The organism is Salicibibacter cibarius (assembly GCF_016495725.1).
Taxonomy (GTDB): domain Bacteria; phylum Bacillota; class Bacilli; order Bacillales; family Marinococcaceae; genus Salicibibacter; species Salicibibacter cibarius.
Genome location: NZ_CP054705.1, coordinates 1,829,937 through 1,843,118, shown reverse-complemented (window position 1 = coordinate 1,843,118; position 13,182 = coordinate 1,829,937). Strand labels below are relative to the sequence as shown.

Below are 13,182 nucleotides of genomic sequence, written 5' to 3'. Positions count from 1 at the left end.
AGTTTTTTTTAATCATCACTGAATGCAGGACAAATATATTTACGTTATACTCGTGCTATCGGAATTTACTGTCGAATAATGAGGAGTGATAGATAGAATGAGTTTGTTACACTGGGCGATCCTCATCCCCTTCCTATTTGCCATCATCGTACCCATACTCTATAAATACATACGCCCGATCCATACCGGATGGTTTGTGCTGCTCGTACCGTCCGTTTTGTTTATTTATTTTTCACCCTACATAACCCCGATTGCTAACGGGGAGACATTTATGGAATCCGTTCCTTGGGTTCCGTCCTTAGGCATCCAATTTTCAGCCTACATCGATGGTTGGAGTTTGTTGTTTGCGCTTTTGATCACAGGAATCGGGGCGCTTGTCGTCCTTTATTCCATTTATTATTTGGACAAAAAATCGGAAGCACTGAACAATTTTTATGTCTATCTATTGCTCTTTATGGGAGCAATGCTCGGGGTAGTTCTTTCCGATAACCTGATCGTACTCTATGTATTTTGGGAATTGACGAGTCTGTCTTCTACGCTTTTGATCAGCTACTGGTATTATAGAGATGCTTCTATCAATGGTGCCGTCAAATCATTGAATATTACCGTGTTCGGTGGCTTTTCCATGCTCGCCGGCTTTGCATTGCTATACGTGATAACGGGAACCTTCAGCATCCAGGAAATGATCGGACAAGCCGGCACCGTCATTGATCACCCGTTGTTTTTGCCGACCATTATCCTAATTTTATTAGGGGCATTTACAAAATCGGCGCAATTTCCGTTTCACATTTGGCTCCCTGACGCAATGGAAGCGCCTACACCGGTTAGTGCCTATTTGCACTCCGCCACAATGGTTAAAGCGGGGATTTATCTTGTGGCCCGCTTCACGCCGTTGTTCGGAGGCGCTCCGGAATGGTTTTGGATCATTGCCGGCGGCGGTTTGCTCACTTTGCTGTGGGGGTCCCTTTCCGCTCTTCGCCAGAAAGATCTTAAAGGGTTGCTCGCCTACTCCACCATCAGCCAACTGGGGATGGTCATGTGTTTGCTCGGCCTTGGTTCCGCCGCTTTGTATTTCGATGACGCGAATGAATTGTACACACTTGCAATCATGGCTGCCGTCTTCCACCTTTTTAACCACGCGAGCTTTAAGGGTAGCCTGTTTATGACCGCCGGAATCGTCGATCATGAAACAGGCACGCGGGATATTCGTTCGCTGGGAGGATTAATGTTGGTAATGCCGGCAACCGCCACGATTTCTTTAATCGGTGCGGCATCGATGGCCGGACTGCCTCCCTTTAACGGTTTTCTCAGTAAAGAGTATTTTTTCGACGCGATTACGAATGCCACCGAATATGGGATCTTCAATATGGAGACTGCCGGAATGCTTTTCCCGGTGATCGGTTGGGTTGCAAGTGTGTTTACGTTCATCTATTGTTGCATCTTTTTCTTCAAAACGTTTGCCGGACGTTTCGAAACGGATCGTTTTCCGAAAAAAGTGCACGAAGCACCTGTCGGAATGCTAATCAGTCCGGCGATTCTCGCTTTCGTCGTTGTTACGGTCGGTTTATTCCCGAATCTCCTGTCACAATCCATCATTGAACCGTCTATGGCTTCGATTTTAAACGGATTACCGATGGATAACGAGGCTTTTTCCGTAAACATTGAACACTGGCACGGTTGGTTTAGTCTCGAACTGTGGATGACCATTGGCGTGGTTGCCTTCGGAAGCTTGATTTACGCGGGGATGGGGAGATGGAGCAAATGGTCGATTTATAACAAAAACGTCGATCCGCTTACCCCTGTCTACGACACGACCATTTCAGGAACGATTAAAGGATCGCAAATGATCACAAACATCCAAATGACCGGCAGATTACGTGATTATTTCGCTTTCATCGCTGTTTTTTTCCTAATTATTACAGGGTGGACATTGTTCCGTTTTGACGCCCTTACGTTGGATACCGGCAGTATGAGCGAAGTTACGATCTACGAAGGGATGCTCATCGGGCTGTTGCTCGTCTCGGTCCTATCACTTCCCTTTATACAAAAGCGGATCGCGGCTGTCGTCGTCCTCGGGTTCATCGGATTTTTAATCGCACTTCTTTTCGTGAACTTCAGGGCGCCGGACCTGGCCCTTACGCAACTCCTGATAGAGACGGTCCTTGTCGTTCTTTTCATGCTCGCCTTTTACCATTTGCCCGAGCTGCGAAAAGAAACGTCAAAGCTAACGTTCAAATGGACGAACGCCATCATCTCTTTCGGCGTGGGTCTCCTCATTACGGTTGTTGCCTTTAGCGCATTTTCCTTTGGCCAAGGAAACGAGTTTAATCCGATTTCCGATTACTTCATCGAAAACTCGGCGGATCTGGCCGGCGGTTACAATATGGTGAATGTCGTTCTTGTCGATTTTCGTGGATTGGATACGATATTGGAACTCCTTGTCTTGGCCATCGCCGGTCTTGCCGTTATCGCGCTGATTAAATTGAAAATGAAGGAGGGGGATGATGTATGATGAAGTGGAAAACAAACAATTTGTTGTTTATTCACATTACACGTGTCGCTTCCTTTCTCATTCTATCCTTCTCTATCTATCTGTTTTTTGCCGGGCATAACGACCCCGGGGGCGGCTTCATCGGAGGGCTCATGACGGCCGCCTCGGTGCTTTTGCTTTATTTAACGTTTGACAAACGAAAAATCGACGAGATGCTCCCGATCAATTACGTAAACTTTATTCCAACCGGGCTTCTCATTGGATTTGGAGCCGGATTTATTGGAATGATTTTTGGTTTTCCATATCTCACCCAGTTTTTTGATTACTTTTCCTTCCCTTTGATTGGTGAAGTGGAACTGGCGACGGCGGTTATATTTGATCTCGGCATCTACCTGGGTGTTGCCGCTGTCGCCCTTACCATCATATTAACGATCGCGGGGGATGAAGAATAATGGAGTTATTAATGTCCATTGTCGTCGGTGTTTTTTTTATGGTAGGAACGTACTTGATTATGACAAGGAGCTTGATCAGGGTCGTCGTTGGCATCAATATTTTATCCCACTCGACACACTTGTTGCTCCTGACGATGGCAGGGTTAAAAACCGGTGCCCCACCGCTGCTCAACCGCGGAGAGGAAGCGTTTACCGATCCACTGCCGCAAGCGCTCATTCTTACCGCAATTGTCATAAGTTTTGGGGTGACCGCTTTTACGATTGTGCTCGCTTATCGGACCTACAAAGTGCACAGAACAGATGATCTTGAACAGTTGAGGGGTATCCGCAATGAATAGTCTTCTCATCGTACCAATTGTTTTACCGGCCATCATAGGCGCTATCCTTGTTTTTTTTGCCAAATTCCAGAGAATGCAGCGGGTCATTAGCGCGGTCGCGATGATCACCATTCTCAGCGCTTCGATATGGTTAGCCATCGCTGTCTATAATGAAGGGATCATGACCATGAATATGGGTGATTGGCCCATCCCTTATGGCATTCCACTTGTCGCGGACATGTTCGCAACCGTGATGTTGCTGTTGTCAGCGATTGTAGGCGTTTGCTGTTTATTCTTTGCTTTTCGAACGATTCATCCCGACCGGGAAAAATTTTATTTTTACCCTTTCTACTTTTTTTTGCTGACAGGGGTGAACGGTTCGTTTCTTACCGGAGATTTGTTCAACTTATTCGTTTTCTTCGAGGTCATGTTAATCGCCTCTTACATTTTGATCGTCCACGGTGGCAGTGGATTTCAACTAAGAGAATCGTTTAAATACGTGACGATTAATGTTTTCAGTTCCATGTTCTTTTTGGCCGGAGTTGCCTACCTTTACGCGGCAACCGGTACATTAAACATTGCCGACTTGGGGGTGAGAGTGGCTGAACTGGACCAAGAAGGTGTGCTCAATGTCGTGGCGGTCGTCCTCCTTTTCGTTTTTGCCATGAAAGGCGCGCTGTTTCCGTTGTACTTTTGGCTTCCGGATTCCTATACAGGACCTCCGGCGGCAATTGCCGCCCTGTTCGGCGGTTTGCTGACAAAAGTGGGGATTTACGCGATCATTCGCATGTTCACGGTTGTTTTTAACCATGACCCTACTTTTACCCATAACCTTATTTTGTTTATTGCCGGTGCGACGATGTTCTTCGGCGTTTTAGGGGCGGTTGCCCAATACAACTTCAAACGCATCCTTTCCTACCACATTATCAGCCAGGTTGGATACATGGTTATGGGGCTTGGGATTTTTACGCCGCTGGCACTCGCCGGAGCCATTTATTACATCGTTCACCATATTATTGTAAAAACCGCTTTATTCTTATTTGCGGGGATTTCGGAAAAAATCACCGGCACGAACGATCTTAAACAGATGGGCGGACTTTTGAAGACGCACCCGACCTTTTCCTGGATGTTTTTTATTACAGCCATCTCACTGGCAGGGATTCCGCCTCTCTCCGGGTTTTTCAGCAAATTTCCGTTGATATTATCCGGGATGCAAGAAGAGCGCTACCTTATCACTGCCGTTGCGTTGCTCGTTGGCTTATTAACCTTGTTTTCCATGATCAAAATCTTTTCGTTTGCTTTTTGGGGGAGGCAAAAACATACAGAGCCCCAAGCGAAAATCAAAACCGGGAGCTTACTTCTATCGACCGCTCCTCTCGTGGCGCTTACCATTATATTAGGACTTATGGCAGAGCCCATTTTTAGCTATTCCCTTGAGATTGCGGAAGAACTTCTGGATCCTGCTGTTTACATTGAATCTGTGCTGGAGGAGTAAACACTATGGCATTTCAAATTCTTTTAAATATCGCCATCGCCATTTTCTGGATGGCGCTCCAAAGTGAATACACAATCGTCGAGTTCGTGATTGGCTATGTAATCGGACTCGGAGTAATCTTTTTTCTGCGTCGTTCACTCCCCCAACCGTTTTACTTGCAACGCGTCTGGGCAATCATTAAGTTGATCGCCCTGTTCGTGAAAGAACTCGTGGTCGCGAATCTTGATATGATTCGCGTCGTCTTGAGCCCAAAGTTAAACGTCACACCCGGAATTGTCGCCGTCCATACAAACTTGAAAACCGATTGGGAAGTGACGATTCTTTCCATGTGCATCACCCTCACGCCCGGCACGATGACGATGGATTACTCCGAAGATGGCCGTACGCTCTATATTCATTGCATTCACGTGAAGAATACGCAAGAAGTGATTGATGATGTCCGCAATAACTTCGAACGAGCCATTCGGGAGGTGACGAAATAGTGTTTGAAACAGTGTTGTTAATCGGATTAGTCATCTTCTCATTGTCTTTGTTGCTTTGTTTGTGGCGGGCGTTAAAAGGGCCGACGCTGTGGGATCGCGTTATCGCCCTGGACTCCTTTGGCTTGAACTTGATTGGTTTTATCGGCATTCTCATGATTCGGCAATCAACGAGCGCTTACGCTGAGGTCGTGTTGGTTTTAGGTATTTTGGCCTTTGTCGGTTCGGTATCATTGGCGAAGTTTTTGGAAAGGGGTGTCGTCATTGATCGAGATTCTCATTAGCCTATTTGTTCTCAGCGGCAGTTTATTAAGCTTGATCGGTTCCATCGGAATCATGCGTCTGCCTGATGTATACGCCCGTATGCACGCGGCCACCAAAAGCGCCACACTCGGTGTTGTTTTGCTGATTTTAGGGACCTTTACGTATTTTTTGGCCGAAGGCGTCTTTAGCCTGCAACTTTTAATCACCATCGTCTTTGTGTTCCTCACCGCACCGGTGGCCGCAATGATTATTTCCCGATCCGCCCACCGAAATGGCGTCGAATTATGGAGCCAAACAAAACACGACGAATTAATGGAAAGTTACCCGGAACACCTCGAACCTGAACGCGATAACGAGAAGGCTGACAATTCATGACGAAAGCAGTAAAAAAGGGAGATTAAAAAAGACAAGAGTGGGCAATAATGGTTTTAATCGTATCAATTTGCTTAAATTCTGCCTTGAACACTTGACATAGCAAGGGTTTCATGAGTAAATTTGATATGTACATGCCACTCGTACTATATCAATCATGAAAGGATGTTTTTACATGAATAAGACAGATTTGATCAATTCTGTTGCAGAACATGCCGATCTTTCCAAAAAAGAAGCTTCAAAAGCTGTAGATTCGGTATTCGACAACATCACGGACACATTGAAAAAAGGGGATAAAGTGCAACTCGTCGGCTTTGGCAGTTTCGAAGTTCGCGAGCGTTCTTCCCGCAAAGGACGTAACCCGCAAACCGGCGAGGAAATTGAAATTCCGGCGACCAAAAATCCGGCATTCCGCCCCGGCAAGCAATTGAAAGACGCCGTCAATTAATTAAAACCGAACATACCAAACATAAAAACCTCCTTCCAAGGAGGTTTTTTTTACGCAATCACTGCGTCTCACCTTTCTGGCGCTTATAGAAGGCCTGAAACAGCTTCAATAAGGCACGTTTTTCAATTCTCGACACATAGCTCCTGGAGATCCCCAAATCCTTTGCAATCTCCCTCTGCGTGCGCTCCTCATCCTCGCCGAGCCCAAACCTTGCAACGACCACTTCCCGTTCCCGATCCGACAACACATGGATACTTTCATAAATATGCCGTTTTTCCATTTTCAAGTGCAAATCTTCGACAATATCCGGTCCATCCTCTTTAAGAATCTCCATTAAACTAAGTTCGTTCCCCTCTTTGTCTGCCCCAATCGGCTCATGAATAGAAATATCTTTGCTTACTTTTTTAAGGGAACGAAAATGCATGAGAATTTCATTTTCAATACAACGGGCCGCATACGTCGCGAGCTTCGTACCTTTATTCGGAGAATAACTCTCAATCCCTTTAATAAGCCCAATCGTCCCGATGGAAATTAAATCTTCGTTATCCTCATTCGTGTTTTCAAATTTTTTTACAATATGTGCAACGAGGCGCAAATTGTGCTCAATCAGCATGTTACGCGCATGTTCATCTCCTTCGTACATGCGCTCTAGGTATTTTTTTTCGTCTTCCTTTGATAAAGGTTGAGGAAACGCCTGATTTTTGACATAGGAAACGAACAGCATTATTTCCTTGAACGCATACGCAATCGCAGTAAAAATGCCAGACATGGAGAACCCCTCCTAGAATCATCTTATTTATCCTATGCAGAGGTGGGCTTGGTTGGTGCAGGGGGAGGAGAATTGTTGGTTCATACGCATTCGTGAAAAATGAAAGCTAACGCTGATACCGCGATATAACATCGGACAGGTCTTGTGAGTCTGTCCATTTTTCCATTTATTTACGCCTTACTATTGCAATGAGAATCTCATTTTCAATACAACGGGCTGCATACGTTGCGACCTCCGTTCCTTTATCCAAGCGAATAACTCTCTATCCCTAAAAGATATACACAAACGTTCAAAATCCCGAAATCCAGCATACTTATGCCTTCTTTCAGGATTCCATATTCTATAGAATTTAGATTGATGCAATCTTTGTGACGAAGATATGTATTTTCAACAAATATTTCGGTATAATGGCAAAAACATGGCGCCCTCTCCTTGAAGATCTTCCCAAAGTATTTTTCCCCGATAACAGACAGAATGGGGGGGTTAGTGACGTTGTCAAGAATAGGAGGCTTTTTTCGTGGAAGCAGAATGGTTAGAAATGTTACAGGAAAAAATGGGTCATCACTTGGTAAGCGCTCGTTCTGATCTCGACGCTTATCGTTACGATGCTTCCTTTGGTGAGTTTTTCCCGGAAGCCGTCGTCTATGTCTCGAATACCGAGATGGTCAGTCAAGTGTTGGAGATTGCAAACGAATACAAAGTTCCGGTGACACCGAGAGGCCAAGGCACAGGATTGAGCGGCGGTGACCTCCCAATCCATGGAGGAATCACCCTCGATATGAGTCAATGGCCGGCTTCGGTAGAAATTTTCCCTGACGATTTAGTCGCGCGTGTATCCCCGGCGACCCTGACCTCCGAGATTCACGTGGAAGCAGAAAAATACGGACTGATGTACCCCCCTGACCCGAGCAGTTCCAACATTTCCACCATTGGCGGTAACTTGGCGGAAAATGCCGGAGGACCACGAGGTTTGAAGTATGGCGTCACCAAAGATTACGTGCTCGGCCTTGAGGTTGTGACCCCGGAAGGCGACGTCATGCACACCGGCGGGCGCACGATAAAGAACGTCACAGGCCTGGATGTTACAAAGCTCCTTGTCGGTTCTGAAGGCATTCTCGGCATTATTACAAGTGCTACGTTAAAGCTTATTCCAAAGCCTGCCACTAAACAAACGGTGATGGCTGCCTTTCCGACGATGGAAACGGCCGGAGAAGCAGTCTCGACAACGTTAACCTCCGGGATTCTCCCGGCGAAAATGGAATTTATTGATCAGGCTTGCGCACGTGCCGTTGAAGAATACGAACCTCTAGGCCTGCCCACGGACATTGAAGCCATTGTTCTGGTCGAAGTGGACGGACATCCTACAGCTGTCCAAGAAGAAGCAGAAACCGTAATGAAAATCATGAAGAAGCTCGGGGGAACATTCGTCTCCGTGCCCCGGACGAAAGAAGAAGCCTTGAACATGTGGAAAGCCAGGATGTTGGTCTCCCCTGCAATTGCAACCATCAAACCAACGCGGGCTTCCGAAGATGCCACAGTTCCTCGCAGCCAAATCCCCGTGATGATGGTTCACTTGGCTGATATCCGCGAAAAATACCAGCTCTCGCTTGTTGTATTCGGTCATTTGGGTGATGGCAACCTCCACCCGAATATTTTATGTGATGAACGAGACAAAGAAGAACTCGAGCGGGTTGAAAAGGCCGTTGGGGAAATATTTCATTCTGCATTGGAACTGGGCGGAACGCTTTCCGGAGAACATGGCATCGGGACGATGAAATCTCCTTTTCTGGAAAAAGAGTTGGGTCCCGTTGGCGTGGATATGATGAAACGGGTTAAACAAAGCTGGGACCCAAATAATATCATGAATCCGGGCAAAATATTTCCGGATAAAGGGCAGCGGTTGATATTGAGTCGGAGGGGTGAAAAGTAGTATATGCCAACCCCCATTTAAGGGGGAAGTGAGGGATTATCCCGTCAAGGTAAAGTCAAAATACAACAATTTATAAACGGATAATACGTTCGAAACCAGCGTTCATTTTCATGTTTTTCTCAGCCTCATATTTAAGTGCTAAGTCGACTTTTAGTCTCTTGTTTCTTATATTTTAAAGCCACCGTACCAGTGGCTTTTATACTTATTGCATTGTGTTGTGAAAAGACCATCGTCCAGAATGTTCTTCGATTACATTAGAGACAGCACTTTGCTGATGAGTATTAAGTTCTGTTGGCATCTCTTTTACTATATATTGAAATGGTTCTTCCTCAACTTTACTGTCTTTTCCTTTAAGTGCTTCAATGATGCGAAGTGTACAAAAAGGTACATAAGGTGCGCTATAGCCCCCTTCATGGAGAGCGATTAATCGTCCTTGGCAATGCTTCTCTGCTAATTTTTTCATAAATATTGCCATTCGCTTATACCCATCGGCTGTCACCATCATTCTGCCAAGCGGATCAAATATACTTGCGTCTTGGCCGGCTGAAATTAAAATTAATTCTGGTTGAAATTGATCAACTAATGGTGCTACCACATTTTCAAGCGTGTGAATATAACCTTCATCACCTGTGCCAGCTGGCAAAGGGATATTGATGTTATAACCTTCTCCTTCTCCTTTGCCTGTTTTATCAACTTGTCCACTCTTCGGTGGGTAATTGAGTTCTTGGTGAATGGAAACAAAAAGAATATTAGGATCGTCGTAAAAAGATTGTTCTGTGCCATTCCCGTGATGAACATCCCAATCCAGTATCATCACACGATTTAATCCATATGTTTTACGAGCATACCTTGCTGCAATAGCGACGTTATTAAACAAACAAAAACCCATTCCCTTATCTTCCTCTGCATGGTGTCCAGGAGGTCTTGTTAGCGCATAAGCGTTATCTACTTCACCTGACATTACCTTGTCCACTGCCGCGATCCCTCCTCCGGCTGAAAGACAAGCAATCTCATACGAACCGGGTCCTACAATGGCTTCTTCCCCTGCCATTCCACCTCGGGGTGTATCACTCATCTCTTTGATTTTTTCGATATAATCTGCACTATGCGTTTCTTTCAAATCTTCTTGCGTCACGACTGAAGGGGTAATACGATCGAGTTCTTTACTATATCCTGAGCGATCGATCAAACTTTTAATACGACGTTTTGTATCCGGATTCTCTGCATAAACATCTGCTTCCAACCAACCGCCAGCCGGAAGTGAGAGTGCGCCACTCCCTGTATCGTGCCATAAATAACTTTCATCAAAAATAAACCCTGTACGATTTTGCATGTAGTCCAACTCCCTTTTTAATATACATTCTAGGTATTTCTTAAGATCGTGTATACAATAATTTCTATGACTGAACTGATAATTCATGCCTAAATTGATTTATTTACTTCCTTAAATAGCCCATTGATAAGTTCTCTAGACTCTTACAAATCAAACGGTTATATTGTGTTTTCATAAACAATGCATGGCCAGACTGAATCGTTTCATTTCCTATTACTACAATAACCTCGCCTGAGGCGGTTTCCTAAGAAAATATTTTAGTTCACTAGCATCGCATAAATATAGTTACAAATTTCAGTCATACAGTGTCTATATCAAAACGCTTCGTCATCAGGAGAAGCCAATTCCTCTTGCTATCATCGACCTTTAGCAGGCGAAACACGTTTTCTGTGCGGTTTAGTGGGCTGCCGATCAACCACCATCTGTTCGGAAAGTACAGTTCTAAGAAAATGAGTCAAGCACCCGGATAAAGGCATTTTTTCTCAGGCGAGAAACGAAAAATAGCCATCATCGTCAAAGCGTTCATCATCTCATCATCAATGTAACTACGGTCAAAAGCATACATGACTTCCTTGTCATCAACGAGGACTTCCAGTTGACCGCGATCATTCTATTTCGCCGGTGTCAATACGGCTTTATCCGGATATGTGGTATGTTGACCCATATAAACGAGACGTGAGTGTAGCTTGACCCCGCTTTCGTCTTTCGGAACGCCGTCCATTTGTACCATGTCCAATCAAGGGGGATGGTGCTTGAATCAATGATCTTTAACGGCATACGAAGGTATGATTTCTGATGAAAGCACCGGATTAGATGCACGAGATCCACAAAGATCGTCGATAACAGAGAGGAATCCATGCCCCGGTATTTACGAGACAGTTGAGACGAACTAATAGCTTGGAAACCAACCGCACGTTGAAGATCTCCATCTACCAATCCGTCCGAAATCGCTGCCAGTTTATCGGTTTCCTGTAAGTAAGGTACGTAAAGAGAAAAAGTTTGATATAGCCTTCGGTTGTCAGCTTTTTCGTATAGACATCTTGACGTAGGTTTATCACATGTTCCTGAAAAATTAATCGGTACGATCCATTTACCAAATGAAGAAAATAGAGTATGTTTGTCCATACTGATAGTCCTTTATGTTGGATTTGGACAGGAGACCACCGTCTTTCCAGTATAAAGGATTTTTTGTACACCACCCTTTTATTTTTGAACATTCCATGTCTTATGATTGTTCTGTCTTAATTAATGCAATGCTAGTGACATTTCCTGTATTTTATTCTTGTTAACTTATTCTATCCCGATCGATACAGCTATTAAAAGGGCAACAGTGGCAATTACAGTCCATCCTAATATAAGCTTCCAGACAAATTTAACCCACTTTTCATACGGAATGCCTGCAATGGCTAAATAACCCATTAGGGCTGCTGATGTCGGAATAATGGAATTGGTAATTCCATCTCCATACTGAAAGGCCAAAACTGCCACCTGTCTGCTTACACCTAACAGATCTGAGACAGGAACCATTATGGGCATCGTTGTCATTGCTTGAGCCGGTCCTGCCGGAATAAAAAAATTCAGGAAAGATTGGCTAAAAAACATACCTATAGCTGTTCCACCGTCAGAGAAATTTTGTATAACCTCTACCAATGAAAATGTGATTGTATCAATAATTTTTCCTTCCTCTAATATCACCAGGATAGCTCTTGCAAAGCCAACAATTAATGAACCAAAAGCAAGCGCTTTTGCTCCGTCTATAAAGGAATCAAAAATTCGGTTAATAGATAACTTGCCTAGTAATCCAGCTAAAATTCCCATGATTAGAAAGGATGCGGTTAGCTCGGTTATAAACCATCCCCACTGAAATACGCCGTAAACATTAAAGCCCAGCCCCCCTATAATAACGACAAATATTAAGTGATGACGAAAGGATAGCGTACTAAAAGCCGTCATTTCTTCCTTACTCTTGCTATTGTGCGCTTCTTTCAATTCAATTTCGTAAATGACGCTCTTGCTAGGATCATTTTTCACTCGAGAAGCATACCGTGAAACATACCATATTGCGAAAGTCAAAAGAACTAAGTAAACTACAAAACGAAACGCAAACCCAGAGAATAACTGTAATTCCGCAATTTCTTGTGCTATCCCTACAGTGAATGGGTTAAGCATCCCCCCAATAAATCCACTGGCAGCGCCAAGGGTGATCATAGCGGTTCCCGTAATTGCATCAAAGCCAGTGGCTCGTGCCAAAGCCACTCCTATCGGGACAAAAATAATCATTTCTTCCGCGGAACCAATGGTAAAACCAGCAATAGAAAATATGATCATAGATATGGGGATCATTAATTTCTCTTTACCCTCTAATTTTATTACAGCTTTGGCGACACCCGCTTCAAGTGCTCCAGTAGCGCGAATAATACCAAAAGCTCCTCCAATCAAAAATATGAAAAAGACAATGTCTGCAGCATCTTGCATCCCCAGTGGGATCGCCTGAAAAATATCAAAGAAGCTAATAGGACTTGCCTCAACTGATGAATAGCTATCATTCACTACTAATGTATTACCTGTAGCTTCATCTATTTCTCTGTCATATTCACCAGGAGTTAATATATAAGTGGCGCCTGCGCAAAGTAACATAATGAAGAAAAGAATGGCATACGTATGCGGCATTATAAACTTTCTTTTTCTTTTCTCAGGTTCCAATTGATTTTTTTGTTTTTGATTAGGTTTGATCATTTTTATCACCTTAACCCCATGACTTATAGTCTTTTGCAAGAACTCTATGATTGGTCAAAAATAATATTTCCATCCATAATTGTCATTTGTACCTTT

12 protein-coding genes are annotated in these 13,182 nt (G+C 44.2%); 9 read left to right on the top strand and 3 right to left on the bottom strand.

Going from position 1 to position 13,182, the window contains the following annotated elements; translation table 11 throughout:
* Window positions 1-97: 97 nt before the first annotated feature.
* From HUG15_RS09600 to HUG15_RS09565, 8 genes are all read left to right on the top strand, one after another.
* Window positions 98-2,512, top strand: coding sequence for a Na+/H+ antiporter subunit A (locus tag HUG15_RS09600; RefSeq protein WP_200128422.1), 2,415 nt, complete (start codon window positions 98-100; stop codon window positions 2,510-2,512).
* The gene (locus tag HUG15_RS09595; protein WP_200128421.1) at window positions 2,509-2,943 is read left to right on the top strand and encodes an MnhB domain-containing protein; all 435 of its coding nucleotides are present in this window, start codon (window positions 2,509-2,511) and stop codon (window positions 2,941-2,943) included. Before HUG15_RS09600 ends, HUG15_RS09595 begins: the two co-directional genes overlap by 4 nt.
* A complete protein-coding gene (locus HUG15_RS09590) occupies window positions 2,943-3,281 on the top strand; it encodes a Na(+)/H(+) antiporter subunit C (protein ID WP_200128420.1) in 339 nt (112 codons plus the stop codon). The genes HUG15_RS09595 and HUG15_RS09590 overlap by 1 nt, the downstream gene beginning before the upstream one ends.
* Window positions 3,274-4,755: a Na+/H+ antiporter subunit D gene (locus HUG15_RS09585; protein ID WP_200128419.1), complete on the top strand. Its 1,482-nt coding sequence runs from the start codon at window positions 3,274-3,276 to the stop codon at window positions 4,753-4,755. The genes HUG15_RS09590 and HUG15_RS09585 overlap by 8 nt, the downstream gene beginning before the upstream one ends.
* Window positions 4,756-4,760: 5 nt before the next feature.
* A complete protein-coding gene (locus HUG15_RS09580) occupies window positions 4,761-5,237 on the top strand; it encodes a Na+/H+ antiporter subunit E (protein ID WP_200128418.1) in 477 nt (158 codons plus the stop codon).
* On the top strand, window positions 5,237-5,518 hold the full coding sequence (locus HUG15_RS09575; protein ID WP_200128417.1) for a Na(+)/H(+) antiporter subunit F1: 282 nt from the start codon (window positions 5,237-5,239) through the stop codon (window positions 5,516-5,518). The genes HUG15_RS09580 and HUG15_RS09575 overlap by 1 nt, the downstream gene beginning before the upstream one ends.
* Entirely contained in the window at window positions 5,499-5,873 is a 375-nt protein-coding gene (gene mnhG / locus HUG15_RS09570; RefSeq protein ID WP_200128416.1) for a monovalent cation/H(+) antiporter subunit G, read from the top strand. The genes HUG15_RS09575 and mnhG overlap by 20 nt, the downstream gene beginning before the upstream one ends.
* A 172-nt stretch (window positions 5,874-6,045) precedes the next feature.
* Entirely contained in the window at window positions 6,046-6,318 is a 273-nt protein-coding gene (locus HUG15_RS09565) for an HU family DNA-binding protein (protein ID WP_200128415.1), read from the top strand.
* A gap of 58 nt (window positions 6,319-6,376) precedes the next feature.
* On the opposite strand, the gene sigK is transcribed toward HUG15_RS09565, so the two are convergent.
* A complete protein-coding gene (sigK, locus tag HUG15_RS09560; protein ID WP_200128414.1) occupies window positions 6,377-7,087 on the bottom strand; it encodes an RNA polymerase sporulation sigma factor SigK in 711 nt (236 codons plus the stop codon).
* Between the two features lie 538 nt (window positions 7,088-7,625).
* Here sigK and HUG15_RS09555 point away from each other — a divergent pair.
* Window positions 7,626-9,017 carry an FAD-binding oxidoreductase gene (locus HUG15_RS09555; RefSeq protein ID WP_200128917.1) on the top strand — a complete coding sequence of 464 codons (1,392 nt, stop codon included), beginning with the start codon at window positions 7,626-7,628 and terminating at the stop codon, window positions 9,015-9,017.
* Window positions 9,018-9,219: 202 nt separating this feature from the next.
* Here HUG15_RS09555 and HUG15_RS09550 read toward each other — a convergent pair whose 3' ends face one another.
* Window positions 9,220-10,350 carry a class II histone deacetylase gene (locus HUG15_RS09550; protein WP_200128413.1) on the bottom strand — a complete coding sequence of 377 codons (1,131 nt, stop codon included), beginning with the start codon at window positions 10,348-10,350 and terminating at the stop codon, window positions 9,220-9,222.
* A 1,290-nt stretch (window positions 10,351-11,640) separates the two neighbouring features.
* Entirely contained in the window at window positions 11,641-13,086 is a 1,446-nt protein-coding gene (locus tag HUG15_RS09545) for a YfcC family protein (protein ID WP_200128412.1), read from the bottom strand.
* Between the last annotated feature and the right edge of the window lie 96 nt (window positions 13,087-13,182).